This window comes from Mesorhizobium sp. L2C066B000 (assembly GCF_000502335.1).
Classification (GTDB): domain Bacteria; phylum Pseudomonadota; class Alphaproteobacteria; order Rhizobiales; family Rhizobiaceae; genus Mesorhizobium.
Map to the genome: position 1 here is coordinate 55,900 of NZ_AYWZ01000008.1, position 26,488 is coordinate 82,387.

The window sequence follows — 26,488 nt, forward strand, 5'->3', positions numbered from 1 at the left end:
GATGCGAGTGTCACGCCGCAAACGAAAGGCGCGACGGCGACGCTTATGCACTCGGCTCACAGCATCTTGCTGTCGAGCTGGCCGTTTTCCTTCATCAGGTCGAGATAGGTCTTGGCTCCGGAACTGCCGTGGCCTGCCGCCTTGAAGAACCATTTGGCGGCTTCCTTGTAGTTTGGTTTCCCATCGACGCCGCGGTAGTAGAGCGAGCCCAGACTGAACTCGGCATCGACGCTGCCGGCCTTTGCGGCTTCCAGCCACCAGGACTCGGCAGCCTTGTCGTCTCTGGCAATGCCCACGCCGTTGGCCGAGGCATACGCTAAGGCTAGCTGGGCATCGACATTTCCCTGCCGCGCCGCCTTGAGCCACCAGCCCGCCGCATCCGCACTGCTTTGCGCAACGCCAACACCCTCGGAATAGGCTGTGCCGAGCGCTTTCTGCGCGAATGCATTGCTCTGGTCGGCGGCTTTGCGCCAGAGCCTTGCCGCCTGAACGGGGTCCTTCGTTACTCCTAGACCATCCCAATACAGTCCACCGAGAGCGAACTGCGCAAGGTCATTGTCCTTGTCGGCAGCCTTGCTCAGCCACTCGAATGCCTGCCTTTCATCCTTCCCGACGCCCTGCCCGTCCCGATACACGACCCCGACATTATACTGCGCTACCACATGGCCTTGGACAGCAGCCTTCATCCACCATCGGAAGGCCAGATCATTGTCTTGCGCAACGCCGCGGCCCTGGCTGTAGAGGATACCAAGCATATATTGAGCGTCGGCGTTTCGCCCGTCGGACGCCTTTTGCGCCCAAGTCGCGGCCAACGCATCGTCCCGTCCCACGCCTTCGCCGAGCGAATACGCCCGGGCCAGATTGGCACCGGCTTCGGCATTCCCCGCTTCCGCGGCCTTGCGCCACCAATAGACCGCCTGCCCGGCGCTCTTCTCGACGCCTTGGCCCATCGAATAATATCCGCCCAGATTCGACTGGGCGAACACAAAGCCCTGATTGGCGGCTTTGCTCATCCACGCAAACGCCTGGCCGTCGTCCCTAGGGGTACCTTTTCCCTGGCCATAAGCGGCCGCCACCGCGTATTGCGCTTCTGTCAGACCGGTGGTTGCGGCCTTCATCCACCACCCGAACGCAAGGCGGTCATCCTGCTCAACGCCGTGGCCCCGCGAGTACAAAGTGCCCAGCAAAGCCTGGGCATTCGGCTCACCCAGATCGGCTGCCTTTCTCACCCACACTATGGCGGCCTGATCATCCTTCTTGACGCCTTGGTGAAGATAGTAGGCGCGTCCGAGACAGAAAGCGGCCTCCAGGCTTCCTTGGTCAGCCGCCTTGCGCCACCATGAGGCAGCCTGCTCGAAGCTTTGCGCAACACCCCGACCCTGCGCATACAGGACGCCGAGGGCGTACTGAGCGTTCGCATTGCCCTTGTCGGCTGACTGCCTGGAAAACTTCAACGCCAGTTGATCGTTTCTTTCGACCCCTTGGCCATTTAAATAGACTTGGCCGAGAGAATATTCAGCCTCCCCGCTCCCCTGATCGGCCGCCTTGCGCCACCAATAGAGCGCCTGCTCATAACTTTGCGCGACCCCTTGGCCCTGCCAGTACAACACGCCGAGCTGGTACTGCCCATTCATGTTGTCTTTATCGGCGGCCTTTCGTGAGAAACTCTCGGCAAGCCGACTGTCCTTTTCAACGCCCCTGCCCATAAGGTAGGCCTGACCCAGTGCTGCTATGGCTTCCGCATTGCCGCCATCGGCGGATTTCTTCCACCAATACACCGCCTGGCTGTCGTTCTGAGCCACGCCCTCCCCGCGCCAGTACAGCGCACCAAGCTGGCCTTTTGCGTCAACATTGCCAGCGTCCGCCATGATCTTCATTTGACGGAATACCTCGGCATAATCCTTTGCCTGGAGAGCCGCTGCACCCTTTTGTGCCGCTGACCACTGCACATAGTAATTTCGGCCAGGACCGAGCAGCACAAAAGCCGCCAGCAACACCAGAACGACGGTAAGGACCCCTCGGCGACGCGACGTGGGCGGGCTGTAGACAGGTGTATCCACTTTGGGCGCCCAGTCGTTGTTGCTCACCGTCCCCAATCCATTTGCAGCCACCAGTAATCCATAGCGCAAGCCAGGCTGTTCTGAAATATCCAAAGCATTTGATGTCGCTACTGCGGTGCGCCGGCGAACAGGATTTCGCCATCGCCGCCAGCCGCCGGCCAATCCCTGATGGTGCGATCGTCGCCGCCGGTGACCAGTGTGCCGTCGGTGGCGAAGGCAACGGCGTAGATCGGGCCGGTGCGGCTGTCGAACATGGCGATCTGGTCTCCAGTGCCGAGATCCCACAGCCGCGCCGTGCCGTCGAGCGAGCCGGAGGCCAGGCGCTTGCCGTCGGCCGACAGCGCCAGCGTATAGACGGTGCCTTCGTGGCCCTCGAAGCGGCGCAATTCCCTAAACGTGTCGAGGTCCCAGAGCTTGATCGTGTAGTCGCCGCTGCCGGTGACGACATGATGGCCGTCGGCGGTGAAGACGGCGCCGTAGGTGCCCTGCTCGTGGCCGTGCCAGCTTCGCAATTGCTTGCCGCTTTCGACGTCCCAGAATTTCAGCGTGCCGTCGATGGAGCCGCTCAGCGCGCGCGTGCCGTCGGGCGAGATTGCGACCGTGCTGATCGGCCAGTCATGTCCGGTCATCACATGCAGCACCGACTTGTTGACGAGATCCCAGACGATGACTTTGCCGGTGTCGTGGCCACTGACGGCGCGCTTGCCGTCCGGGCTGATCGCCAGCTTGCGCACGCCGCCATTCGCGCCCGACGAGAAGACATGCAGCACCGCGCCGTCGGCAAGCTTTCGCAGCACGATCTCGCCATCGTCGCCGGCGGTCAGCGCGGTGGCGCCGTCGGGCATGAACAGCGCCGTGCGCGCCATGTCCTTGTGTTCACCAAGGTTGCGGATCAGCCGCTTGCCGGCGATGTCCCAGAGCTTGATCATATGGTCGGTGCTGGCGCTCATGATGTCGCGGCCATCGGCCGAGACGGCGAGCCAGACGACGGCGTCGCGATGGCCGTCGGGCTCGGTCGGCAGCGCCGGCGGAGGCGGCGGCAACGGCGCGACGGTTTGCGGTGGCGGTGTCGCCGGAGCCGGCGGTGGAGCAGTCTCCGGTGGCGGTGTCGCCGGAGCGACTGCGACTTGTGGCGGCCGAGGGGGAGCAGCCGGAGGCGTAGGCTGCGCCGGTTCCGGCGGTTTGGCAGCCTGCTCAGGCGGGGTTGGCTCGGGAGGCGTGGCGAGCGGCGGGGAACTCGGTGGAACCGCCGGCGTCGCCAAGTCCGGTGGGACGCCGGCGATATCCTGGCCCTTCGGCTCGGCTTTGGGCTCCTTCGGGGCGACGACCTCAGCGCCCGGGCCGGCGTCACGCGCCCAAGGGAAGTGGTCGGCCAGCAGCGCCAGAACGGCGAGCACCGGCAACATGAGGAAGGCGCGCCGCCAGCCCGGGCGACCCTTAGATTCGATCTCGGCGTCGCGGCCAAAAAGCGGCGTTCCAGCAGGCTGGCTTCGCCGACCCGGCAGCAGTCCGGCCCAGAACAACAGGGCGCCAAGCAGGCAAAGCCCGCCGACGGTCAGGAACACCACCGGTCGCAGCGTGGCTGGGCCGTGCAGCATGTGGTCGATCCCGCTCCAGCTGAAATCTCTGTCGCCGAGCAGCAGATACGCCCGCACCAGACAAGCCAAAGCGGCCGCCAGCAGCGGAAGCGCAAACAGCCTTTCGGCCAACCTGTCCATCGGACTCCCCTCCGGTGCCGCACCTTGCTCATCATGCGGCCGCCGCAGCGAAACAAATAGCGCAAAACTGCGCCCACGAAAGTGGGCGCGATCACGCAGCCAAATTCACTTCAATTCGACCCATACCGGCGCGTGGTCGCTGGCGCCGTCCTCACCTCTGACATCGCGGTCGATGCCGGCAGCAGTGAGGCGGCGCGCCAGTTTCTTCGACAGCAAGATGTGGTCGAGCCGCAGCCCGGCATCGCGCGGCCAGCGGTTGCGGCGGTAGTCCCAGAATGTGTAGAGCGTTTCCTTCGGATGCTTCTTGCGCAGCGCATCGGTCCAGCCCTGCTCGAGCAGACGCTGGAACGACGCCCGGCTTTCCGGCTGCACCAGCGCGTTGTCGTCATAGGAGCGGGTGGCGTAGATGTCGCGCGGCTCGGGCACGATGTTGTAGTCGCCGACCAGCGCCACCGGCAGGCCGGTGTCGAACAGTTCTGCGGCATGCGCCTCCAGCCGCGCGTGCCAGGCCAGCTTGTACTGGAATTTCGGCCCCGGCTGCGGGTTACCGTTGGGCGCGTAGAGACAGGCGATGACGACGCCCGACACCGCCGCCTCGATGTAGCGGCTCTGCTTGTCGGCGGTATCGCCGGGCAGTTCGTCACGGGTCAGCACCGGCTCGGCTCCTCGCGCCAGTATGGCTACGCCGTTCCAGGTCGGCTCGCCCTTCCACACCGCGCCATAGCCGGCGTCGGCCAGTGCCGTGCGCGGAAACTGCAGGTCGCGCGCCTTCAGCTCCTGCAGGCAGACGACATCGGGCTTGGCTGCCGCCAGCCACGCCAGCAGGTTTTGCAGCCGGCTGTTGACGTTGTTGATATTGAAGGTGGCGATTTTCATTTGGCGATCAGGAAACGATCCGCCCTGTCCACGCCTTCACCGTCCCGGCCAGCGTCTTCAAATGATCGGCGGTCGAAAACCCCGACACGCTCTTGCGCGGCTTCAGGTCGTGGTCACCATCCTCCAGCCAGATCACTTCGATGGCGTCGGAAAGGCCGTAGGTCGCGACCTCTTCCCTGGTGCCGAATTCGTCGCGCGTGCCCTGGAAGATCAGTGTCGGTGTCTTGAGGTCGGCGAGGTGTTTTGTCCTGAGCTGCTCTGGCTTGGCCGGCGGATGAAAGGGATAGCCGAGGCAGATGAGGCCCGAAATCTCGCCCTTGGCGAACATCTCGTCGGCGACCATCGAGGCGACGCGCCCGCCCATCGACTTGCCGCCGATGATGAGCGGCCCGGTGACGCCCCTCGCCCTCAGATCGGCGATGGCCTTTATGTATTCCGGGTTGACCGTCTCGGCGCGCGGCGGCGGCTTGCGCTGGCCATAGCGTCGCGCCGCCATATAGTGGAATTCGAAGCGCGCAACCTGGAAGCCGGCTGTGGCGAGCGCCTTGGCGGTGTCGGTCATCGAGGGGGAATCCATCGACGCGCCGGCGCCGTGGGCCAGCAGGATGGTGAGGGGGGCTGTGTCAAAGCCGTCGAAGAGGAAGGTGGTCATGGGGTGCGCTGCCGGTAAAGGCCGAGTTCCTTCGCTCCCCCCTCTGTCCTGCCGGACATCTCCCCCTCAAGGGGGGAGATTGGCAGTTTCAGCGCCTCAGGGACCTCGCGACGATAGTGATTGGCGAAAGCGATGGCGACACCCAATCTCCCCCCTTGAGGGGGAGATGGCCGGCAGGCCAGAGGGGGGTGCTCGCGCGCCAACATCTCACCCCGCCGTCCNTCTCCCCCCTTGAGGGGGAGATGGCCGGCAGGCCAGAGGGGGGTGCTCGCGCGCCAACATCTCACCCCGCCGTCCGCGCCAGCTGCAGATCGACGAACTGTATCCCCTTTTGCGCAGTGCGCGCCCATTCGCTATCCGCATCAAGTTCGAGATAGCGCACCCAGTGGCGGCGGGCTTCGGTCAGATTGCCGGCGTCGAACTCCAGCCGGGCAAGGTTGAACACCGGATCGGCGTAGCTCTTGTCGAGCGCGATGGCCTTGACCAGATGCCGGCGCGCCGAGGCGATCTTGCCTTCGTCGCTCATCAGCCCGGCGAGGTTGAACCAGGCCTCGACGAACGCCGGATCGAGCTTGATCGCTCTTGCATAGTCATGCGCCGCGTCGGCCACGCGACCGGCGCCGCGCAGGCAGTTGGCGCGGTTGAAGGCGGCGATGGCGTCGCTCGGATCGATGGCAAGGCAGCGCTGGTAAAGAGCCGCCGCCTGCTCGTGATCGCCCTGCTCTTCCGCGCTTTCCGCCTCGGCGAACAAATCTTCCAGCGTATCGTCGCCGGCTGCACTGCCGAGATCGAACAGCAGCTGGCCGTCGAGTTCGCTCTGGCCGCCTTCGAGATAGATCGCATCGGGCCGGCCATGCTGCGAGCCGACATTGAGCGATTTGGCGGTGAGCGAAGCGACCGGACCGGAGCGATGCACGGAGCGCGCGATCGCGCCCCAGGATGCACCGCCGGCGACCAGCCCGGCATATTTGCGGGCAAGGATCAGATCGCGGAACGAGTAGGGTTCACAATCGTGCTCGAAGGCGTCAAACAGGCTGAGCAGGTCGAGGTCGGCACCGGACAGTCTGGACTGGTCGACGAGAGACTGCCTGGACAGCGAAGACGCCTCCGGCGCCTTCATCAGACCAAGCAGGCGCAGGAAGCCATTTTCGCTAAGGAGCGTTCGGCCGGCGGCACGCTCGGCGGCAACACGGCGTTCAATCTCGGCATCGCCGCCCTTCGCCGTGCCGGCCTTGGCGATCAGCGTTCGGCCGAACACAACATGGCTGGTGCGCCTGGTGACGCCGCGCCGCAACTGGCCGTGCTGACGCTCCACCTCACGGGCCGCGAGCCGCAGCGGAAATGCCGCCAGCGCGCCGATGGCGCCGAAGACGGCGCCCGGGATTATACCGGTCGGCGCCGTCACCCCTTGCTCTTGCCGACGGCCTTGAGCAGATTGGCCTTCAACGGGTTTTCCTTGGCCGCACCCGCCTTACCCTTGGCGGCAGGTTTTTCAGCGTCGTTGGCCTTGCTCTTCGACTTGGCCGGCGGCTTGGCTGATTGCGACAGGCTCGCCTTCAACGCGTCCATGAGGTTGATGACATTGCCACGCTCGGGCGCCGCCGCAATGATCGGCTTATGGCCCTTCAGTTTCTCGCGGATCATCGTCATCAGCGCGATCTCGTAGCGGTCCTCATAATTCTTCGGATCGAAGGTGGTTTCCTTCTGCTTGATCAGCGCTTCGGCCAATTGCAGCATTTCGGGATCCGGCTTGCCAGCCGGGATGTTGCCGAAATATTCAGCCGTGCCGCGCACTTCGTTCGGGTTCCTCAACGTACACACGAACATGCCGTTCTCGCGCGCGCCGATCGTCACCACGCGCTCGCGGCTGGACAGGACAAGGCGGGCAATGGCCAGCTTGCCGGATTTGCGCATGGCCTCGCGCAGCACGGCGAAGGTTTCTTCCGCCATGGCGCCATCCGGCGCCATGTAGTACGGCGCATCCTGATAAATGACGTCGACCTCGTCTTCGTCGACGAAGGCCTCGATGTTCATCGTGTGATTGGATTCGATGCGCACTGCTTCGAGGTCGGCCTCATCGATGATGATGTACTGCTTGTCCTCGTATTCGTAACCCTTGACCAAGTCCGCGCGCTCGACGAGGCCGAGTTCAGGGTCGACCGGCTTCATGTTGATGCGGTTGTGGGTCTTCTTGTGCAATTGGTTGAACGATATGCGCTCGCTGGTCGTCGTTGCCGGATAGAGCCGGACCGGACAGCTGACGAGGCTGAGCTTGAGGTAACCTTTCCAACTTGCCCTGGGCGCCATGATACTCTCCTACGCGGCCACGCACTGACATTTCAGACTGAGCATGATCTTAACCGAAAACCGGTTCCCACGTTTCGGGATCATGCTTACTGCAGCGCTTCGTCCAAAGGACGAATGGTGCTGCGGAAATCCTACACCGGCCCCAAACATACCGGCAAATTCCTGACGAAACCTTCCAGGTGAGCTGGAGGGCACCGACGGAGGATAATTCAAATTGTCCGCATGGTCGATGGACTTGGGGAAGTAAGTCATGCCGGAGGGACAGCACCCCCCTCTGTCCTGCCGGACATCTCCCCCGCAAGTGGGGAGATTGGCAGCTTCAACCTTATCGCTCCTCTTGCAAGGTTTGCGATTGGCGAAAGCAGAGGCGACATCCGATCTCCCCCCTTGCGGGGGAGATGTCCGGCAGGACAGAGGGGGGGTGTGCCGGATCGCCAACACCTCCCGATCTACTTCCCCGAAAACAACGGCAAATCTCTTGCGAAATCCTCCATGTCCGCCCACGGATCGCCCGACGTCGCCAACAGCCCCGGCAAGGACGAATAGTTCAGATCCTGCGGCGCATCGATCGTCTCAAGGTCTGCCCAACTCACCGGCGTCGACGCCGGCAGGTTGGTGCGGGCGCGCAGCGAATAAGGCGCCGCGGAGGTGTGGCCGCGCGCGTTGCGGTGATAGTCGATGAAGATGCGGCGCTTGCGGTTTTCCTTGCCCATTGTGGTGGTGAAAGTGTCGGGCGCGGTGGCCGCTAGGTGCGTGGAGATGGCGCTGGTCGCCTGGTGCAGCTTCTTCCAGTTCTGCTTTTGCGTCACCGGCACGGTTATGTGGATGCCGCTGCCGCCGGATGTCTTGGCGAACGGCACCAGGCCGAGCCGTTCCAATTCGCCCTTGATGTGGACGGCGGCCTCGACCACCTCGCGCCAGGCGATGCCCTCACCCGGATCGAGATCGAAAACGATCTGGTCGGGCTTGTCGAGGCTCAAGCGATGCGTGCCCCAGGTGTGGAACTCGACGACGCCGAACTGCGCCAGCGCCAGATAGCCTTTTGCTCCCTCGACCGACAGATAGGATTTGGTTTCACCTTCGGAGTTGGTGGCGTCAAAAGTGACCACCGACGGCGGCATGCCGGTGAAGGCGTGGCGCTGGAAGAAACAGTCCTTCGGCAGGCCCGTCGGGCAGCGCACCAGCGACACCGGGCGGCCCATAATGTGCGGCAGCATGAAATCGCCGACCAGCGCGTAATAGACGGCGATGTCGAGTTTGGTCGGCCCGGTCTTGCCGAACAGCCGCCGCTCCGGATTGGTCACCCAGATGGTTGCGAGATCAGCTTCGGCGATCAGCCGCTTGCGCTTCGGCGACACCGGCGTCGACAGGCCGACATCGCGCAAGCCCCGAAACACACCGTGGCGCAGCGAATTGTCCGCCGTTCGGTTGGCGTAGTGGATGCGGGCCGACAGCATCGGCCGCACCCATTTCATCTCGCGCATGATCTCGCGCGGCACACCCTCGGGTGCTGTCGCGCCGTCGCGCAGCGGCTGCAGCCGGGCCAGCAAGTCGCCCGCCGTAGCGGCATCGAAGCCGGTGCCAACCTTGCCGCGATAGTGCAGTTCGCCATCCGCGAATTCAGCCATGCCGAGTGCCGCCAGTCCTTCGGCCGCGTCGGAAACGGTGTAGCCGGCGATGATGAAATCGCCGGTCTCCAGCGCCTTGACCTTGGTCCAGCTCTTCGTGCGGCCGCTCTGGTACATGGCGTTGGCGCGCTTGGAGACGACGCCTTCCAGCCCAAGGATCGAGGCCTGATCGTACAGCCCCTGTCCGTCGCCTTCGACATGGTCGCTCAGCTGGATGGCGGAGTTGGCGCCCTGTCCGGCTAGCAGTTCGGCGAGCAGGGCCTTGCGCTTTGCGAGCGGCGCCTTGCGGAGGTCCCAGCCGTCGAGATGCAGCAGGTCGAAGGCATAGAAATGGAGCTTGCTGCCCGCACCCGCCGACAGCGCATCCTGCAGCAGCGCGAAACGCGAGATGCCCTTCTCGTCCAGCACCATGATCTCGCCGTCGATGATCGCCTGGCTGAGCGGTAGCCGGGAAAAGGCTTGCGGCAGGTCGCCGTAACGCTTCGTCCAGTCGATGCCGCCGCGGGTGATCAACCTGACCTCGCCATCTCCGACATGCGCCATGGTACGATAGCCGTCGAATTTTATTTCGTGCAACCAGAGTTCACCTGTGTCTTCCACTGGCCCACCCGGTGGCTTCGGCACCTGCGTGGCGAGCTGCGGCTCGATGCGCGACGGCGGATCGCCCCTGACCGCACCGGGCAACGCACCGGGTTTCAGCGCGCCGGGTTTGGGGGGCAGGCGGGCCGGCTTTTTCGGCGGCGCCACCAGCTCCTCGATGCGCTTGCCGGACTTCACGCTTTCCGGCCGCGCTTCCAGGATGTCGAGGCCGGTATCGGCGGCGAGATCGCGCTCCTTGAACAGCAGCCAGTTTTTCTTCTCGCTGTCTTCGCCGGGCTTGGGCTTCAGACGGGTCAGCATCCAGCCGCCATTCAACTTGTCGCCGGCCAGCCGGAACTTGAAGGCGCCGGTGCGCAGGCTCTTGTCGACATCGTCCATCGGCGCCCACGTGCCGGTGTCCCAAACGATCATCGGCCCGCCGCCATATTCGCCTTCAGGAATGACGCCCTCGAAGTCGATATATTCGAGCGGATGGTCCTCGGTCTCAACTGCGAGCCGCTTGTCGGCCGGGTTGAGCGAGGGCCCGCGCGGCACCGCCCAGCTTTTCAGCACGCCGCCGACCTGCAGGCGCAAATCGTAATGGTCGGCGGTGGCGTGATGCTTGTGGACGACGAAGCGGTTGCCGTCGCCTGAAATGAGCCCGCCCGCCGGTTCCGGCGTCTTCGTAAATTCGCGCTTGGCGCGATAGGCCTTGAGTGTTGGCGGGGTTGGCATGGGTCAGGCGGGAGCGGCGGCGGCGGACGAACCTTTCCGGCGCCGCGTTCCTGCACAGTGCTGTCCCGCCAACATTTCAAATTTCCCAGCGCGGTGCGAAGAATGTGGAGATCACGCTCAATCGTCTGAGGCGGGCGTCAGGTCTAGCTCGGCCGGGGACAGCCCTTGCTGGAGCTGGCTCAGCCGGAACTCGTCGACCCAGTAGGCCTCGCCGTCGACCAGCACGCGGGCCGAGTAGACGCCGCCGGAAAAGCTTTGCGCGGTGACGTAGACCTTGTGGCGGTCGAGCGCCTTGCGCACCGCGGCGCGCTTGGAATTCTGGCTGGTGACGGAACTGGCCATGGCTCACTCATACACAAGACCGCAAGACATGGCGGCGGCATAAGGATGCTGGAGATCGGCCGCTCTGTCAATTTTGACCGCCTGCTTCTGGCAGCGCTACGATCCGACGGCAGCAAAAAACCGCTGCGCCTCGGCAGCGGACTTTGCAATGGCGACGACAATATTCGGTTAGTGGTCCGAAGGAATTATGAGCGCGGTGACGCGAGAGCTGCTGACGCCGGTTCAGCGTCGGCTTCTCGTAGATCTTCTTCATTGGTATCCCATGGCCCCCAATGGCCGCCGGCAAAGGCGCTTGCGGCTGGGTTTTGTCAAGGGAAGCGCTGTTCTTCCGCCGAACAGCTATGGAAACTGGAGGAGCGGCCGCTATAGTTTTCCTCAGCCCCAAGGAGAACGGCAATGACCCTCAGCACCCGCAAACTCGGCAGCCAGGGGCTGCAGGTCTCGGTGATCGGCCTCGGCTGCATGGGCATGAGCCAGTCCTACGGCCCTGCCGACGAGGCGGAATCGATCGCCACCCTGCACCGAGCCATCGAACTCGGCTGTACCTTCCTCGACACGGCGGAAGTCTACGGCGCCTATGCCAATGAAGAACTGCTCGGGCGGGCGCTGAAGGGCCGGCGCGATGAGGTGACCCTTGCCACCAAATTCGGCTTCCGCATCGAAAACGGCAGACAGGTCGGCACGGAGCGTGACAGCCGGCCCGACCATATCCGCGAGGCGCTGGAGGGCTCGCTGAAGCGGCTCGGCACCGACCATATCGACCTTTACTACCAGCATCGCGTCGATCCGGCGGTGCCGATGGAAGACGTCGCCGGCACGGTCGGCCGGCTGGTTGCCGATGGCAAGGTGCGCTTCTTCGGCCTGTCGGAAGCGGGCGCGGCGAATATCGGCCGTGCGCATGCCGTGCACCCTGTCTCGGCGCTGCAGAGCGAGTATTCGCTTTGGGAGCGCAATCTGGAGCCGGAGATCATCCCGCTGCTCAAAAAGCTCGGCATCGGCCTGGTGCCGTTCGCGCCGCTCGGCCGCGGTTTCCTCGCCGGCGACGTCAAGCGCGCCGAGGATTATCCGGAAGGCGATTTCCGCCGCGGCGACCCCCGCTACCAGGGCGCCAACTACGACGCTAATGTCGCGGCTGCGGCTGCGGTGCAGGAGGTGGCCGCGGCCAAAGGGGCAAAGCCCGCACAGATCGCGCTGGCCTGGGTGCTCGGCAAGGGCGACGGTTTCGGCATTGACATCGTGCCGATCCCGGGGACAAAGCGGCGCAAGTATCTGGAGGAAAATGTCGCTACCGCAGCGATCACGCTCGAAGCCGCCGAGATGGCTGCGCTCGACGCGGCACTCGCGCCGGGCAAGGTCTCAGGGCCGCGCTACAATGAGCGGGTGATGACGACCATCGACAGGTAGAGGCGTCTAAGCTGCCAATCTCCCCCCTCGTGGGGGAGATGTCCGGCAGGACAGAGGGGGGCGNGCGGGACAGCGCCCCCCTCTGTCCTGCCGGACATCTCCCCCACAAGGGGGGAGATTAGCAGTTTCAGCCCCTCGCCTCACCTTGCGTAATCGATTTTCCTTGGCTAGCATCCTCGGGTCGGCGCCGTGCGGAGGAGAACGTTGCGGCGGACCGGCTGGAGCGCCTCGCGTCCCCTCGGGGCGTTCACAGGACACTCCATTTTTGAATTGACGCAAGGACCGTCCCGAGCCGCTCCCGGTTTCGGGCTCCTGCGTTCATGTGGAGGATATCTGATGAACAGACGCGAATTCCTGTTGTCGACCGTGGCGACCGGTGCCATGGCGCTGGCCGCGCCCATGGCCTTTGCCGCCGACAAATTGACCATATTGGGCTCGGTGCCCAATCTCGGCTTTCCGTTCTTTGTGCACATGCTGAACGAGATCAAGGCGGAGGCGCAGGCGCAAGGCGTCAATCTGACCGAGAGCGACGGCCAGAACTCGGCGCCGAAGCAGACCGCCGACATCGAGGCCGCACTTGTGCAGAAGGTCAACGCCATCGTGATTTCGCCGCTTGACGTCAACGCGCTGGCGCCGGCGATCGAGGAAGCGGTCAAGGCCGGCGTTCCGGTGGTGACGATCGACCGCCGCGTCGACGGCGTCGAGGGCATTCTCGCCCATGTCGGCGCCGACAACGTCAAGGGTGGCGAAGCCGAGGCGCAGGCCATGGTGGCGGCGTTCCCGAACGGCGCCAAGCTGTTCCATTTGCAGGGCCAGCCGGGTGCCGGGCCCGCGATCGACCGCAACAAAGGCGTCCACAATGTGCTCGATCCGCTCAAGGACAAGTACCAGATCATCTTCGAGCAGACCGCTAATTTCGCCCGCGCCGAAGCGTTGTCGGTGACCGAGGCCGGGCTTGCCGCCAACGGCAAGCCGGACGCCATCATCTGCGCCAATGACGACATGGCGCTCGGCGCGCTCGAAGCCTGTGCCGCGCGCAACTTCACCGACGTCAAGATCTACGGCTTCGACGCGCTGCCGGAAGCGCTGGTCGCCGTGCGCGACGGCAAGCTCGCCGGCACGGTCGAGCAGTTCCCCGGCGAACAGTCGCGCAAGGCGGTGCAGATCGCGGTCGCCTTCGCCAGGGACAAGACCGAGCCGAAGGAGAAGCTGGTGCTGTTGACGCCGATCGTCATCGGCAAGGACAATCTCGACAAGGCGGAGAGGTTGAACGAGACGAAGTGAAAGTAGGGCCCATGACGGGTGGAGGTCGCGCTCTGTCGCGCCCCCCTCTGTCCTGCCGGACATCGCCCTCACTTGGGGGGAGATTGGCCGTCACGTCTGCTTTCGCCAATCGCCAACGTTATAGAAATAGTGCTGCCGGCAAAACTGCTGATCTCCCCCCGTGTGGGGGAGATGTCCGGCAGGACAGAGGGGGGCGCTGTCCCGCTGCCTATCGCAATCCGGGAGCAATGCTTGTCCGCCGTTGAACCCACCGCATCATCGCCCCCGCTCCTTTCCGTCGAAGGCGTGACCAAGCATTTTTCCGGCGTCACCGCGCTCATCGACGTTTCGCTCGAGGTGCGGCCCAGTGAGATCCTTGGCCTGCTCGGCGAGAACGGCGCCGGCAAGTCGACGCTGTTGAAAATCCTGTCCGGCGTGATGCCGCCGTCAAGCGGCCGCATCGTCTTCGACGGCGCCGACTACGCGCCGTCCAGTCCGCAGGATGCGAAGCGGCATGGCATCGTCACCATCTATCAGGAACTGAGCCTGATCCCGACGCTGACGGTTGCGGAAAACATTTTCATCGGCCGCGCGCCGCTCGGGCCGCTCGGGCTGGTCAGCTGGCGCAGGATGGAGGACGCCTCGCGCGCGATCATCGCCCGCGTCGGTCTCGACATCGATCCGGCGACGCCGGTGTCCTCGCTGTCGGTAGCCGAACAGCAGCTGGTCGAAATCGCCCGCGCTCTGTCGCTGGAAAGCCGCCTGATCATCATGGACGAGCCGACCTCGGCGCTGACCGAGACCGAGGTGCAGAAACTGATGTCGATCATGGACAGGCTGCGCAAGGACGGTGTCGCCATCATGTTCGTCACCCACCGGCTGGAGGAAGCGTCCGCCATTTGCGACCGCATGACCGTGCTGCGGGATGGCAGGCTGGCCGGTCATCTCGACCGTGACGGCCAGCCGATCCAGGTCCCGAAGATCATCGAGAAGATGGTCGGCCGCGCCGCCTCCGAGCTCTACGCGCGGCCGACGCAGCGCGATGTCGCCGGCGAGGTCAGGCTCTCGGTGCGCGGGCTGCGGACCGTACGCGACCCGTTGGCGCCGCATGCCATCGTACTCGAAGGTGTCAACCTCGATCTGAAGGCCGGCGAAATCCTCGGCGTTGCCGGTCTCGTCGGTTCCGGCCGCACCGAGCTTGCCCGCGCCATTTTCGGCGCCGACCGCATCGCGGCCGGCACGATTGCGCTCGACGGCAAGCCGATCGCCCCGGCCTCCCCCGCCGACGCCATCAAACTCGGCATCGGGTTGGTGCCGGAAGACCGCAAGCACCAGGCGATTTTTGCAGCACTTGGCATTCTCAACAATTTCTCCATCGCCTCGCTCGGCCGCTACAGCAATGGGGCCGGCTTCATGGCCGAACGGCGCGAGCGCGAGGCGCTGGCCGGCTATCGCAAGGCACTGTCGATCCGCATGGCCTCGCCCGAGCAGGCGATCGAGGGCCTGTCCGGCGGCAATCAGCAAAAGGTGATCCTGGCCCGCTGGCTGGCGCGCGACCCGAAAGTACTTATCGTCGACGAGCCGACGCGCGGCGTCGATGTCGGCGCCAAGGCCGAAGTGCACCAGATCCTGGTGCAGCTTGCCGCACGCGGCATCGCCATCATGATGATCTCGTCGGAGCTGCCGGAGGTGCTGGCAGTGTCGGATCGCATCGTTACGATGCGGCGCGGCCGTATCACTGGCGAAATGCCGGGCATCGAAGCGACCGAGGAAAAACTGATGGAACTGATGGCGCTCGACCGCAAGCAGGACGCAACGCAATGACCAGCACCACCGAACAGACCCGGCGCAGCGGCATCAACATCGCGCGGCTTCTGATGAGTTTTGGGCCGCTGATGTTCCTGGCGGTGTTGATCGTCATCTTCACCGTGCTGAAGCCGAGCTTCATCGATCCAATCAACCTGTTCAACATTTTGAGGCAGATCTCGATCACCGGGCTGATCGCGCTTGGCATGACTTTCGTCATCCTCACTGCCGGCATCGACCTGTCGGTCGGCTCACTGCTCGCCTTCTGCGGCATGGTGGCCGCGGTGGTGGCCAAGGGCGGCACCGCCAACACGCTGTCGCTGTCGACCACGGGCACGCAAGGCTATGGCTGGTTCGCCGCCTTGCTTGCCGCCGTCATCGTCGGGGCGCTGGCCGGCGGCGTCCAGGGCTTTGCCATCACCCGGCTGAAAGTACCGCCCTTCGTCGTCACGCTGGGTGGGCTCACCGTGTTTCGCGGCCTGACGCTGACCATCTCCAATGGCGGACCGATCTCCGGTTTCGACGCCTCGATGCGCTGGTTCGGCACCGGGCTCATCGGACCGGTGCCGGTGCCGGCGATCATCTTCGCGGCGGCCGCCATCCTGTGCCACATCGTGCTGCGCTATACGCGCTATGGCCGCGCCGTCTATGCCGTCGGCGGCAATGCCGAGGCCGCACGCCTGTCGGGCCTGCGCGTCGACCGCATTCTGATCTCGGTCTATGTCATCGTCGGCATCTTCGCCGGGCTGGCCGCCTTCGTTTTGTCAGCACGGCTCAACTCCTCCGAAGCCGTGGCCGGCATCGGCTACGAGCTTACGGTGATTTCGGCCGTGGTCATCGGCGGCACCTCGCTATTCGGCGGCATCGGCTCAGTCGGCGGCACGGTGGTGGGCGCAGCACTGATCGGCGTGCTGCAGAACGGGCTGCAGTTCAACAATGTCTCGTCCTACACACAAAGCATCGTCATCGGCCTGATCCTGATCCTCGCCGTGGCCTTCGATCGTTGGCTGAAGTCGCGGGTGAGGCGGTGAGGATTTAGGCCATGGTTCAGATCAGGGCGATGACCGAGAAAGATATAGCGGCGGTGTCGCGGCTGTTGGGGGAATCCTGGCGGCGCACCTATTCGGCGATTATGGGGCCAGAGACCACTGCGCGGCTCTCGGACGACAAGCATGCGCCCGAGCGGCTGGCCGAGGAACTTGCGGACGACAACAAGATGTCGTTCGTGGCCGAACGGCCGGACGGTTCGATCGCCGGCTACGCGATGGCGGCGATGGACGATCGTGGCGATGTCCTGCTCGACCGGCTGCACATCGACAAGACAGAGTTCGGCAGCGGGCTCGCCACCGACCTGCTGCACGCGGTGCTTGTCGCGCATGCCGGCATCCCCAGCATTGCGCTGGAAGTGATCGAGGGCAACGACCGGGCGATCGCCTTCTATCGCAAGCACGGTTTCGAAGTGGTCGAGCGCCGCACGGCCGCGCACGGCGTTGGCGGCCACGCCTCGCTGATCATGCGCCGGCTGCTGTCGAGGGCGTAAGGGGAGGGAATAGGCCGTAGGGAATAGGGAATAAGGTGGCGCAGACCGATACCCTACGCCTACAGCCTACTGCGCCGCCGCTTGCCGGCCGTCCTCGTCGTCCGGCATATCGAGAATTTCGATCAGCCGCGCCACCTTCGTTCCCGGCAAGGGGCGGCCCTCGTTGACCAGCGCCTCGTCGGCACCGAGCCAGGCGAACGCCTCGCGCAGTTCTTGAAGGGTGGCGCCGGTCAGCGCGATGTCGGCTATGACCGCCTCGTCTACCGGCCCCAACACCGAAATGATGTCGTCGCGTGTCATGGTCACCTCCATGCTAAGTGCCGGCAGGTCGTCGAGTTGACGCCGGGATCCGGCCATCCAGTCAACGGATTGCGAGCGAAAGCCGCCGACAAAGCAGAATCTGGGTCTTCTTTTCGACTAAGCAAGGTGAACGCGCCTTTTGCCTTCAAGCAGCCGAATGCCGATCGATGCTGTAGAGATGCACGGGATAGCCGGGACCGATGGCGTCGCGTACCCGGCCCGTCCAGGCACGAACCGCCGGATAAGCCGCCAGCGCAAAGCCGCAATCTTCGGCACGGTGGCCGTAGGCATAGACAGCAATGTCGGCGATGGTGAGCATGTCGCCGACAAGGAACGGCGTGTCGTTCAGGCTGCGCTCCAGCGCTGCCAGCGTGCGGGCGCCGGCTTCGCGCTTGGCCGGAAGCGTCGCCTGGTTGCGCTCCAGCCTTCCGGCCAGCGTCCAGAAGCGCAGGGAGCCGATGACCGGCTCGACATGGTACTGTTCGAAGAACAGCCATTGCATAACTTTCGCGCTGACATAGCGATCCGCCGGCAGCAAGGGCGTGCCTTCGGCGAGATAAATGAGGATCGCATTCGATTCGGCGATAGCACGGCCATCCTCGAGTTCGAGCACAGGAACGGCGCCGGCCGGGTTGAGCTTCAGGAAGGCGTCGGTGTGGCTCTCGCCCTCGAAAATCGACACCAGGCGGCTTTCATAGGGAATGTTGAGCAGGCCGAGCACGACCCTCGCCTTCCAACCGTTTTGCGACGGCAAATAATCATGAAGCGTGAGCATGGCTGTCCTTTCGCTGCGGTCGACGCCTGATTTGCACGGTGCCACGATACCAGCCACCCGAATCCTGCAATGTGTACGCGCGGAAACAGATAAACTATACGCATGTAGAGTTTTATTGACTTCGCTGTATGTGCGATTTACCCGATAAACACTTGCGTCGGATAACTGCGCGGGCAAGCAATCAGTTTGCGTGTGAGAGGAATCGCAAGCATGAGCCTTTCGCGCCGAAGCGAGATCGCCGCCGAGGCCGTGGGGCCAACGATTGTCGCCGGCGAAATCCTGGTCGAGATCATGGCGACGGAACGGGGTTTCGGCTTCCTCGAGCCGCAATCGCTTGTCGGGCCATTCCCCAGCGGTGCGCCGGCGATCTTCATCGATCAGGTCGCCCGGCTGGGAGGCGGCGCCGGCATTATCGGCTGCGTCGGCCGCGACGATTTCGGCACGCTCAACCTGGACAGGCTGGAGCGCGACGGCGTCGACGTCTCAGCCGTCGATATCAGCGACCGCTTCCCGACGGGATGCGCCTTCGTGCGCTACCGGCCCGATGGTATCAGGGACTTCGTCTACAACATCGCCGAATCCGCCGCCGGGCAGATACACCTGACCACTGCTGCGCGCCTGCTGGCGGACAGGGCCGGCCATCTGCATATCATGGGATCGACGCTGTCGGTGGCAGGGCTGAAGGAGATCGTCAGCTACGCAGTGCAGGCGGTTCGTGCCCGCGGCGGCTCGACCTCATTCGACCCGAATGTGCGCAAGGAGCTGATCGACGGCTCCGACGGCGCACTGTTTTCCGCACTCATCGACGATGCCGACCTGCTGCTGCCGTCCGGCGACGAATTGCTCGCTACGGCGGGCGTCGATGACGAGCACCGGGCGGTGGCGGCGCTGTTTGCCAGGGGCGTCGGCGAGATCGTGCTGAAGCGCGGTGCTGACGGCTCTTCCTGGTTCGGCGCCGACGGCGCCAGGATCGACTGCGCCGGTTTTCAGGTCGAGGAAGTCGACCCCACGGGCGCCGGCGATTGTTTCGGCGCCACCTACCTGACCTGCCGCCGCCAGGGGATGGAGCCCGGCAAGGCGCTGCTTTATGCCAATGCGGCCGGCGCCCGCAACGTCACCCGGCGCGGCCCGATGGAGGGCGTCACCAGCTTCGACGGACTCGATCAATTCATCAAGGGAACAGCGAGACGGACATGAGCGCCAACCCGCTTGCAGGCCTCGCCAGCGCGCGCAAAAACGGCTCGCCCTACGGCATCACCTCGATCTGCTCCGCGCATCCGCTGGTGATCCAGACGGCGATCAGGCGCGCCGTTGCCGACAGGGAGAAAAACCTGCTGATTGAGGCAACCTGCAATCAGGTCAACCAGTTCGGCGGCTATACCGGAATGACCCCGGCGCTGTTCGTCGCCTTCGTGCTGGAGATCGCCTGCCGCGAGGGGCTGGAAGCCTCGCGTATCATCTTCGGCGGCGACCATCTGGGACCGAACCCGTGGCGCGCAGAGCCGGCGGCGCAGGCGATGGACAAGGCCGAGGCCATGGTCGGCGCCTATATCGCGGCCGGCTTCACCAAGATCCATCTCGACGCATCGATGGGCTGCGCCGGCGAGCCGGCGGCGCTTGACGACGAGACCATCGCCACCCGGGCGGCGCGGCTGGCAAAGGCGGCCGAAACGGGCGCGCACGCCGCAGGCAGCACCTTGCCGGTCTACATCATCGGCACCGAAGTTCCCGCCCCCGGCGGCGTCGACCATGCGATCAGCGAGTTGAAGCCGACCGAGGCGGCGGCGGCGCGGCGCACGATCGAGGTTCACCGGGAGATCTTTGCCCGCGAAGGCCTGACCGAGGCGTTCGGCCGCGTCATGGCCGTGGTGGTGCAGCCGGGCATGGAATTCGGCAGCCAAAATGTCGTCGCCTACGCGCCCGAAAAATCCAAGGGCCTGACCGGCTTGCTCGATGAGCAGCCGTCGCTCGTCTACGAGGCGCATTCGACCGACTACCAGACCCGTGCGGCTTTGACCGCGCTGGTCGCAAACGGCTTTCCTATCCTCAAGGTCGGCCCCGGCCTGACCTTCGTCTTGCGCGAGGCGCTTTACGGGCTCGACCTGATCGCCTCCGAAATGGCCAGGGACTATGGCGACCGGTCGCTCGCCCGGACCATGGAAAGCGCGATGCTGGCAGCCCCCGGCCATTGGCACAGCCACTATCATGGCAATGAAGCAGAGCTCTATGTGCAGCGGCATTACAGCTACAGCGACCGCATCCGCTATTATTGGAGCAACCCCACCGCTGTCGCGGCCGTCGAGCGCCTGCGCAAGGCGCTGGACGACGTTGCCATTCCCGAAACGCTGATGCGGCAATTCCTGCCGGCGCTGCCGGCCGAACTCGGGCCGGCGGGCAATCCCGAGGCTATCCTTCTCGAAGCTGTCGATCAGGTGCTGGCCGACTATGACGCGGCCTGCCGTGGGACCTGAGTGCATTGCGCCGGGTTGATCTTTGCCTCAGCCCAGTGTCTCTGACGTTTCCATGAAACCAGCCATGTTCTTTCTCCTGTTCGCGGCCTCCCTGCTGGCGTCGCCGGCACGTGCCGACTGGAAGCCGGTCGAAAAGGTCGAGACCTACGCCATCGCAGGGAAGACCGCCCCGGAACTCTATGCCGCGATCGGCGAAGCCGGCCCCTTGCTCGGCAAGGGTCGGGTCATTGCGCACACCAATTTCAAGCTGACCTGGACCAGAGACTACAGGCCGAAAGGCGACGCCTGCGTGCTCAAATCGGCGCGCCCGAAACTGATCATCACCTACACCTTGCCGAAGCCGGCCGAACCGTTGCCGGCTTCCGTCCAGAAGAACTGGACGGTGTTCATTGCCGGGCTCGCCGCCCACGAGAGAGTGCATGGCGCAGCCATCGCCGAGATGGTGCGCAAGATCGAGGCGGTGAGCGTCGGCCTGACCGTTACTGATGACCCCGGCTGCAGCAAGATCAGAACCGAGCTGACGAGGCAACTCGCCCAGATCTCGCTGGCACAGCGGCAGGCGAGCCGCGACTTCGACCGAGTCGAATTCGGCCCCGGCGGAAACCTGCAGAAGCTGGTGCTGGCTTTTGTGAATGGGAGGTAGTTTGCCGGTGTGCCGGTCATAGCGCCGAGTGTTCCGAACGACAAGAGTACCGGCCGCATGGCCGCTTTACAGGCAGGCTTGGTAGCGCTACCGTCTGATTGTCGCGCGACCTGTTGGGGGAATGGGAGACGGTCGCGAGGCGGGAGAGGAGCGGTTTCCTTCGGGGCGTCGCAAGAAGCATTCGGGAGGAGATCGATGGCGTCTGTCGCGATCGGCGACGTTTACAAATCGTTCGGGACCGTCGAGGTCCTGCATGGCGTCAGTGTGGATATCGATGACGGCGAATTCGTCACGCTGGTCGGCCCGTCGGGTTGCGGAAAATCGACCCTTCTCAGGATGATCGCCGGCCTGGAAAAGATTTCTCGGGGCGAGATCGCCATCGGGGATCGGGTCGTCAACAACGTTGCGCCGAAAGAGCGCGACGTTGCCATGGTGTTCCAGAACTACGCGCTCTACCCGCACATGACGGTCGCCGAGAACATGGCGTTCTCGCTCATGCTCAAAGGTGTTTCGAAGGCCGATTGCGCTACCAGCATTCAGCGCGCCGCCGAAATCCTCGGGCTGGTGCCATTGCTGACGCGATATCCGCGCCAGCTTTCCGGCGGCCAGCGCCAGCGCGTCGCCATGGGCCGGGCGATCGTGCGCGATCCACAGGTTTTCCTGTTCGACGAACCGCTCTCCAATCTCGACGCCAAGCTCAGGGTGCAGATGCGCGCCGAGATCAAGGAACTGCACCAGCGGCTCAAGACGACCACAGTCTATGTCACCCACGACCAGATCGAGGCCATGACCATGGCCGACAAGATCGTGGTCATGCATGACGGCATCGTCGAACAGATCGGACCGCCGCTGGAGCTCTACGACAGGCCAAACAATCTCTTCGTCGCCAGTTTCATCGGCTCGCCCGCCATGAACCTGATCAAGGGCGAGATCGTCACCGACGGGTCTCCGTCCTTTCGCGGCGCCGGGGGAATTTCCGTGCCGCTGGCCGGCGCGCCGGCCGTTGGCAACGGTCATCCGGTGGTGCTGGGAATACGGCCCGAGCATTTGCGGCTATCGTCAGACCAAGGCATTCCAGTCACCGTCGCGGTGGTCGAGCCGACCGGGTCGGAAGTGCAGATCATCGGCCGCACCGCCGGCGGCGACGAGATCGTCGCCAATTTCCGCGAACGCCATGCCTTAACACCGGGCGAATCCATACGGCTCTCTGCCGCGCCTGGCCTGATTCATCTCTTTGACGGCAAGACCGGAACACGATTTGAAACGCGTAACGGATGGTAAGGACCGCATAGCAAGGAAGATAAACCGGAGGAGACGACCATGAAATTCACGAGACGCGATGTAATCCGCACGACCGCAGGTGCCGCGGCGGGAGCTCTGGGAAGCCGGTTCGTCGGCTCGCCGGCTTTTGCCCAGGAGGGCTTGAAATACAAGCCCGAGGAAGGCGCAAAGCTGCGGCTGCTGCGCTGGTCGCCCTTCGTCAAGGGCGATGAGGATCAATGGCTGGCCAACACCAAGCGCTTCACCGAGGCGACAGGTGTCGAGGTTCGTGTCGACAAGGAAAGCTGGGAGGACATTCGCCCCAAGGCAGCGGTCGCCGCCAATGTCGGTTCCGGCCCGGACCTCATGTTCGTCTGGTTCGACGACCCGCATCAATATCCCGACAAGCTGCACGACGTGACCGAGCTCGGCGAGTATCTGGGCTCGAAATATGGCGGCTGGCACGACGGACCAAAGCAATATGCGACGCGGGACGGCAAGTTCGTCGGCCTGCCGCTGGCCACGATCGGCAATGCCATCGTCTATCGCGAAAGCTGGGTGAAGGAGGCCGGCTTCTCCGAATTTCCGAAGGACACGGCAGGCTTCCTCGAGCTTTGCAAGGCGTTGCAGGCGAAGGGACATCCGGCCGGCTTCACGCACGGCCACGGCGTCGGCGACGGCAACAATTACGCGCACTGGCTGCTGTGGAGCCATGGCGGCCAGATGGTCGACGAGAGCGGCAAGGTGGCGATCAACAGCCCCGAGACGCTAAAGGCGATCGGATACGCGCAGGAACTCTACAAGACCTTCATTCCCGGGACCGAAAGCTGGCTCGACGTCAATAACAACCGCGCCTTCCTGGCCGGCGAACTCGGCGTCATCGCCAACGGCATTTCCGCCTACAATACGGCCAAGATCAACAAGGACAACGATCCGAAGCTGGCTGAGATCGCCAAGGACATCCGCACCACCAACCTGCCGATCGGTCCCGTCGGGAAATCGGTCGAACTGTTCCAGGTGACCACCGCAGTCATCTTCAACTACACGCCCTACCCCAATGCGGCCAAGGCCTATCTGCAGTTCATGTTCGAGGATCCGCAGATGACCGACTGGATCACCTCCTCGGCGGGCTATTGCTGCCAGACGCTGAAGGCCTTCGACAACAATCCAGTGTGGACGGCCGACCCGAACAATGCCGCCTATGCCAAGGCCTCGGCGACGCTGCGCCCCAACGGCTATGCCGGGCCGCTCGGCTATGCCTCGGCGGCGACCATGGCCGACTATGTCCTGGTCGACATGTTTGCCAAGGCGGTGACCGGCCAGGCGACGCCGCAGGAGGCGATGGAGGAGGCGGAGAAGCGCGCCAACCGCTACTACCGCGTTTGATCACGGCACCGCCGGGCAGCGTCTAGTGCGCTGCCCGGCCCGTCGCACAATCCCATGGCGGCCGTTGACGCCGTGACCTGATTCCCCGATGAGGAGCCCTCCATGGCCGTGCCGTCCGTTGCCGCCCAGCCGCGTCCGTCGATGCTTTCGCGGATCTCCGAAAGCCGCAACGCGCTGGGCTTCGGCTTCATGCTGCCGGCGGCGGCGCTGCTGCTGGTCTTCCTGACCTATCCGCTCGGGCTGGGCGTCTGGCTCGGTTTCACCGATGCCCGGATCGGCCGCCCCGGCATCTTCATCGGCGTCGAGAATTATCAGTACCTTTGGAATGACAACGTCTTCTGGCTCTCCGTCTTCAACACGCTGCTCTACACGGTCAGCGCCTCGATCCTGAAGTTCGTGCTCGGCCTGTGGCTGGCGCTCATCCTCAATGAAAACCTGCCGTTCAAATCGTTCTTCCGCGCGATAGTCCTGCTGCCCTGGGTGGTGCCCACTGTACTGTCAGCCATCGCCTTCTGGTGGATCTACGATTCGCAGTTCTCCATCCTGTCCTGGGCGCTGCAGCAAATGGGCCTGATCGACCACCGCATCAATTTCCTCGGCGATCCGGAGAATGCGCGCGCTTCGGTTATCGCCGCCAACGTCTGGCGCGGCATTCCTTTCGTCGCCATCACGCTGCTCGCCGGCCTGCAGACCATTCCGCAGTCGCTCTACGAGGCGGCCACGCTCGACGGCGCCAGTCGCTGGCAGTTGTTTCGTTATGTGACTCTGCCGCTGCTGACGCCGATCATCGCCATCACCATGACCTTCTCGGTGCTGTTCACTTTCACCGATTTCCAGCTGATCTACGTGCTGACCCGGGGCGGACCGGTGAATGCCACGCATCTGATGGCGACATTGTCTTTCCAGCGCGGCATTTCCGGCGGCCAGCTTGGCGAGGGCGCGGCCATCGCGGTGGCCATGATCCCGTTCCTGCTGGCGGCGATCCTGTTCAGCTATTTCGGCCTGCAACGCCGCAAATGGCAACAAGGCGGCGGAGACTGACATGGTCAAGACGGCCGCGACAAGGAAGGCGAAACGTGGGGATATCGACGAAGGCGGCATGGGCTACCTGCAGAGCCTGCCGCGCCGCGTGGTGACGGTCTATCTGCCGCTGCTGGTGTTCGTCTTCGTGCTTTTGTTTCCATTTTACTGGATGACGATCACGGCGGTTAAGCCCAATCTCGAGATGACCGACTATGCGCAGTTCAATCCGTTCTGGGTGGTGCATCCGACATTGGAGCATATCCGCTATCTCCTGTTCGAAACCTCCTATCCGGGCTGGCTGCTCAACACGATCATCATCTCGACCGCCGCCACGTTCCTGTCGCTGCTGGCGTCGGTGTTCGCCGCCTATGCGATCGAGCGGTTGCGCTTTTCCGGGGCGCGGCAGGTCGGCCTCGGCATCTTCCTCGCCTATCTGGTGCCGCCCTCGATCCTGTTCATTCCGCTGTCGGTGATGGTGTTCAACCTCGGGCTCTACGACACGCCCTTCGCACTCATCCTTACCTATCCGACCTTCCTGGTGCCGTTCTGCACGTGGCTGTTGATGGGTTACTTCCGCTCCATCCCGTTCGAACTGGAAGAATGCGCGCTGATAGACGGAGCGAGCCGGTGGCAGATCCTCACCAAGATCGTGCTGCCGCTGTCGGTGCCCGGCCTGATCTCCGCCGGCATATTCGCCTTCACCCTGTCATGGAACGAGTTCATCTACGCGCTGACATTCATCCAGTCCTCGGAAAACAAGACCGTGCCGGTGGGTGTGCTGACCGAGCTGGTGCGCTCCGACGTCTACGAATGGGGGGCGCTGATGGCGGGAGCGCTGATCGGCTCGCTGCCGGTGGTGGTGCTCTATTCGTTCTTCGTCGAGCACTATGTCTCGTCGATGACCGGCGCGGTGAAGGAGTGACGCGCCGGCTCACGCAAGGCGACCGGCGCGGTCAGATCGCGCCGATGATGCCGCCGTCGACGCGGATGTTCTGGCCGGTGATGTAGCCCGCACCTTCGGAAGCGAGGAACGCGATGGTCGCGGCGATCTCCTCCGACGTGCCGTAGCGCTGCATCGGCACGCTGTCGCGGCGCTCCTCGGTGGCCGGCAGGCTGTCGATCCAGCCGGGCAGCACATTGTTCATGCGCACATTGTCGGCAGCGTAGGTGTTGGCGAAGATCTTGGTGTAGGCGGCAAGGCCGGCGCGGAACACGGCGGATGTCGGGAACATCGGGCTCGGCTCGACGACCCAGGCGGTCGAGATGTTGATGATGGCGCCGGCCTTCTGCTTGACCATCTGCGGCGCCACGATGCGCACCGGCCGGATGACGTTCATCAGATAGACGTCGAGACCGGTGTGCCACTGCTCGTCGGTGATTTCGAGGATCGGCGCGCGTGGCCCGTGGCCGCCGCTGTTGACCAGCACGTCGATGCGGCCGAAGCGCTCGAGCGTCAGATCGGCGAGCCGCTGCAGATCGTCATTCGACTGGTTGGAGCCGGTGACGCCGAGGCCGCCAAGCTCCTTGGCCAGAGCCTCGCCCTTACCGGAGGACGACAGGATCGCGACCTTGAACCCGTCCGCCGCCAGCCGCTTGGCCGCCGCCGCGCCCATACCGCTGCCACCCGCGACGACGACTGCCACTTTTTCTACACTCATTTTTCTCTCCTTGGGGTTTTGCGGCGTGTGTCTCGCGACTTCAAAGGATGATATAGCCGGTC

At 64.1% G+C, this 26,488-nt stretch carries 23 protein-coding genes; 12 read left to right on the forward strand and 11 right to left on the reverse strand.

Annotated elements, in window-relative coordinates; all coding sequences use genetic code 11:
• Positions 1-56: 56 nt before the first annotated feature.
• From X733_RS148475 to X733_RS148440, 8 genes are all read right to left on the reverse strand, one after another.
• Entirely contained in the window at positions 57-2,087 is a 2,031-nt protein-coding gene (locus X733_RS148475; RefSeq protein WP_155924222.1) for an SEL1-like repeat protein, read from the reverse strand.
• A gap of 80 nt (positions 2,088-2,167) precedes the next feature.
• Positions 2,168-3,778, reverse strand: coding sequence for a WD40 repeat domain-containing protein (locus tag X733_RS148470; protein ID WP_023819066.1), 1,611 nt, complete (start codon positions 3,776-3,778; stop codon positions 2,168-2,170).
• Positions 3,779-3,883: 105 nt separating this feature from the next.
• On the reverse strand, positions 3,884-4,654 hold the full coding sequence (locus tag X733_RS148465; RefSeq protein WP_023727066.1) for an exodeoxyribonuclease III: 771 nt from the start codon (positions 4,652-4,654) through the stop codon (positions 3,884-3,886).
• Between the two features lie 7 nt (positions 4,655-4,661).
• Positions 4,662-5,306 carry an alpha/beta family hydrolase gene (locus X733_RS148460; protein WP_023819067.1) on the reverse strand — a complete coding sequence of 215 codons (645 nt, stop codon included), beginning with the start codon at positions 5,304-5,306 and terminating at the stop codon, positions 4,662-4,664.
• A 283-nt stretch (positions 5,307-5,589) separates the two neighbouring features.
• A complete protein-coding gene (locus tag X733_RS148455) occupies positions 5,590-6,711 on the reverse strand; it encodes a tetratricopeptide repeat protein (protein WP_023819069.1) in 1,122 nt (373 codons plus the stop codon).
• On the reverse strand, positions 6,708-7,613 hold the full coding sequence (locus tag X733_RS148450; protein ID WP_023693782.1) for a Ku protein: 906 nt from the start codon (positions 7,611-7,613) through the stop codon (positions 6,708-6,710). Before X733_RS148450 ends, X733_RS148455 begins: the two co-directional genes overlap by 4 nt.
• 449 nt (positions 7,614-8,062) lie before the next feature.
• Positions 8,063-10,555 carry a DNA ligase D gene (gene ligD, locus X733_RS148445; protein WP_023819070.1) on the reverse strand — a complete coding sequence of 831 codons (2,493 nt, stop codon included), beginning with the start codon at positions 10,553-10,555 and terminating at the stop codon, positions 8,063-8,065.
• Positions 10,556-10,672: 117 nt separating this feature from the next.
• Positions 10,673-10,897 (reverse strand): hypothetical protein, encoded by a 225-nt coding sequence (locus X733_RS148440; RefSeq protein WP_023673483.1) that lies wholly within the window; start codon positions 10,895-10,897, stop codon positions 10,673-10,675.
• Positions 10,898-11,293: 396 nt separating this feature from the next.
• Between X733_RS148440 and X733_RS148435 the strand changes: the two genes are divergently transcribed.
• From X733_RS148435 to X733_RS148415, 5 genes are all read left to right on the forward strand, one after another.
• A complete protein-coding gene (locus X733_RS148435) occupies positions 11,294-12,301 on the forward strand; it encodes an aldo/keto reductase (RefSeq protein ID WP_023819071.1) in 1,008 nt (335 codons plus the stop codon).
• A 336-nt stretch (positions 12,302-12,637) separates the two neighbouring features.
• The gene (locus X733_RS148430) at positions 12,638-13,585 is read left to right on the forward strand and encodes a substrate-binding domain-containing protein (RefSeq protein WP_023673481.1); all 948 of its coding nucleotides are present in this window, start codon (positions 12,638-12,640) and stop codon (positions 13,583-13,585) included.
• Positions 13,586-13,816: 231 nt separating this feature from the next.
• Positions 13,817-15,388, forward strand: coding sequence for a sugar ABC transporter ATP-binding protein (locus X733_RS148425; RefSeq protein WP_023727060.1), 1,572 nt, complete (start codon positions 13,817-13,819; stop codon positions 15,386-15,388).
• Positions 15,385-16,401 (forward strand): ABC transporter permease, encoded by a 1,017-nt coding sequence (locus tag X733_RS148420; protein ID WP_023819073.1) that lies wholly within the window; start codon positions 15,385-15,387, stop codon positions 16,399-16,401. Before X733_RS148425 ends, X733_RS148420 begins: the two co-directional genes overlap by 4 nt.
• Before the next feature lie 11 nt (positions 16,402-16,412).
• Complete coding sequence (locus tag X733_RS148415; protein ID WP_023703086.1) at positions 16,413-16,910, forward strand: N-acetyltransferase; 498 nt, start codon at positions 16,413-16,415, stop codon at positions 16,908-16,910.
• Positions 16,911-16,976: 66 nt separating this feature from the next.
• On the opposite strand, the gene X733_RS148410 is transcribed toward X733_RS148415, so the two are convergent.
• Both X733_RS148410 and X733_RS148405 read right to left on the reverse strand, forming a co-directional pair.
• Positions 16,977-17,210, reverse strand: a complete 234-nt coding sequence (locus tag X733_RS148410) for a hypothetical protein (protein ID WP_031193476.1) — start codon at positions 17,208-17,210, stop codon at positions 16,977-16,979.
• A gap of 145 nt (positions 17,211-17,355) precedes the next feature.
• Complete coding sequence (locus X733_RS148405; RefSeq protein ID WP_023703088.1) at positions 17,356-17,985, reverse strand: glutathione S-transferase family protein; 630 nt, start codon at positions 17,983-17,985, stop codon at positions 17,356-17,358.
• A 210-nt stretch (positions 17,986-18,195) separates the two neighbouring features.
• Here X733_RS148405 and X733_RS148400 point away from each other — a divergent pair, with 210 nt between their 5' ends.
• From X733_RS148400 to X733_RS148370, 7 genes are all read left to right on the forward strand, one after another.
• Positions 18,196-19,182, forward strand: a complete 987-nt coding sequence (locus X733_RS148400; RefSeq protein WP_023699147.1) for a sugar kinase — start codon at positions 18,196-18,198, stop codon at positions 19,180-19,182.
• Entirely contained in the window at positions 19,179-20,456 is a 1,278-nt protein-coding gene (locus X733_RS148395) for a D-tagatose-bisphosphate aldolase, class II, non-catalytic subunit (RefSeq protein ID WP_023673474.1), read from the forward strand. The genes X733_RS148400 and X733_RS148395 overlap by 4 nt, the downstream gene beginning before the upstream one ends.
• A 64-nt stretch (positions 20,457-20,520) precedes the next feature.
• A complete protein-coding gene (locus X733_RS148390) occupies positions 20,521-21,099 on the forward strand; it encodes a DUF922 domain-containing protein (protein WP_348625863.1) in 579 nt (192 codons plus the stop codon).
• A 195-nt stretch (positions 21,100-21,294) separates the two neighbouring features.
• Positions 21,295-22,380 carry a sn-glycerol-3-phosphate ABC transporter ATP-binding protein UgpC gene (gene ugpC, locus X733_RS148385; RefSeq protein ID WP_023673472.1) on the forward strand — a complete coding sequence of 362 codons (1,086 nt, stop codon included), beginning with the start codon at positions 21,295-21,297 and terminating at the stop codon, positions 22,378-22,380.
• 39 nt (positions 22,381-22,419) lie between these two features.
• Complete coding sequence (locus tag X733_RS148380; RefSeq protein ID WP_023693796.1) at positions 22,420-23,745, forward strand: ABC transporter substrate-binding protein; 1,326 nt, start codon at positions 22,420-22,422, stop codon at positions 23,743-23,745.
• Positions 23,746-23,847: 102 nt separating this feature from the next.
• On the forward strand, positions 23,848-24,786 hold the full coding sequence (locus X733_RS148375) for a sugar ABC transporter permease (RefSeq protein WP_023673470.1): 939 nt from the start codon (positions 23,848-23,850) through the stop codon (positions 24,784-24,786).
• 1 nt (position 24,787) lies between these two features.
• On the forward strand, positions 24,788-25,690 hold the full coding sequence (locus X733_RS148370) for a carbohydrate ABC transporter permease (RefSeq protein ID WP_023673469.1): 903 nt from the start codon (positions 24,788-24,790) through the stop codon (positions 25,688-25,690).
• Between the two features lie 31 nt (positions 25,691-25,721).
• Here X733_RS148370 and X733_RS148365 read toward each other — a convergent pair whose 3' ends face one another.
• Positions 25,722-26,426, reverse strand: a complete 705-nt coding sequence (locus X733_RS148365; RefSeq protein WP_023819075.1) for an SDR family oxidoreductase — start codon at positions 26,424-26,426, stop codon at positions 25,722-25,724.
• Positions 26,427-26,488: the final 62 nt, after the last annotated feature.

What these genes read in the sequence shown, in the direction of transcription:
- X733_RS148405 (WP_023703088.1), bottom strand. Translation starts at nt 17,985, where the DNA reads ATGCTCACGCTTCATGATTATTTGCCGTCGCAAAACGGTTGGAAGGCG.
- X733_RS148370 (WP_023673469.1), top strand. Translation starts at nt 24,788, where the DNA reads ATGGTCAAGACGGCCGCGACAAGGAAGGCGAAACGTGGGGATATCGAC.
- X733_RS148470 (WP_023819066.1), bottom strand. Translation starts at nt 3,778, where the DNA reads ATGGACAGGTTGGCCGAAAGGCTGTTTGCGCTTCCGCTGCTGGCGGCC.
- X733_RS148415 (WP_023703086.1), top strand. Translation starts at nt 16,413, where the DNA reads ATGGTTCAGATCAGGGCGATGACCGAGAAAGATATAGCGGCGGTGTCG.
- ugpC (WP_023673472.1), top strand. Translation starts at nt 21,295, where the DNA reads ATGGCGTCTGTCGCGATCGGCGACGTTTACAAATCGTTCGGGACCGTC.
- X733_RS148465 (WP_023727066.1), bottom strand. Translation starts at nt 4,654, where the DNA reads ATGAAAATCGCCACCTTCAATATCAACAACGTCAACAGCCGGCTGCAA.
- X733_RS148410 (WP_031193476.1), bottom strand. Translation starts at nt 17,210, where the DNA reads ATGACACGCGACGACATCATTTCGGTGTTGGGGCCGGTAGACGAGGCG.
- X733_RS148460 (WP_023819067.1), bottom strand. Translation starts at nt 5,306, where the DNA reads ATGACCACCTTCCTCTTCGACGGCTTTGACACAGCCCCCCTCACCATC.
- X733_RS148435 (WP_023819071.1), top strand. Translation starts at nt 11,294, where the DNA reads ATGACCCTCAGCACCCGCAAACTCGGCAGCCAGGGGCTGCAGGTCTCG.
- X733_RS148380 (WP_023693796.1), top strand. Translation starts at nt 22,420, where the DNA reads ATGAAATTCACGAGACGCGATGTAATCCGCACGACCGCAGGTGCCGCG.
- X733_RS148365 (WP_023819075.1), bottom strand. Translation starts at nt 26,426, where the DNA reads ATGAGTGTAGAAAAAGTGGCAGTCGTCGTCGCGGGTGGCAGCGGTATG.
- X733_RS148390 (WP_348625863.1), top strand. Translation starts at nt 20,521, where the DNA reads ATGTTCTTTCTCCTGTTCGCGGCCTCCCTGCTGGCGTCGCCGGCACGT.
- ligD (WP_023819070.1), bottom strand. Translation starts at nt 10,555, where the DNA reads ATGCCAACCCCGCCAACACTCAAGGCCTATCGCGCCAAGCGCGAATTT.
- X733_RS148375 (WP_023673470.1), top strand. Translation starts at nt 23,848, where the DNA reads ATGGCCGTGCCGTCCGTTGCCGCCCAGCCGCGTCCGTCGATGCTTTCG.
- X733_RS148440 (WP_023673483.1), bottom strand. Translation starts at nt 10,897, where the DNA reads ATGGCCAGTTCCGTCACCAGCCAGAATTCCAAGCGCGCCGCGGTGCGC.
- X733_RS148400 (WP_023699147.1), top strand. Translation starts at nt 18,196, where the DNA reads ATGAGCCTTTCGCGCCGAAGCGAGATCGCCGCCGAGGCCGTGGGGCCA.
- X733_RS148395 (WP_023673474.1), top strand. Translation starts at nt 19,179, where the DNA reads ATGAGCGCCAACCCGCTTGCAGGCCTCGCCAGCGCGCGCAAAAACGGC.
- X733_RS148450 (WP_023693782.1), bottom strand. Translation starts at nt 7,613, where the DNA reads ATGGCGCCCAGGGCAAGTTGGAAAGGTTACCTCAAGCTCAGCCTCGTC.
- X733_RS148430 (WP_023673481.1), top strand. Translation starts at nt 12,638, where the DNA reads ATGAACAGACGCGAATTCCTGTTGTCGACCGTGGCGACCGGTGCCATG.
- X733_RS148420 (WP_023819073.1), top strand. Translation starts at nt 15,385, where the DNA reads ATGACCAGCACCACCGAACAGACCCGGCGCAGCGGCATCAACATCGCG.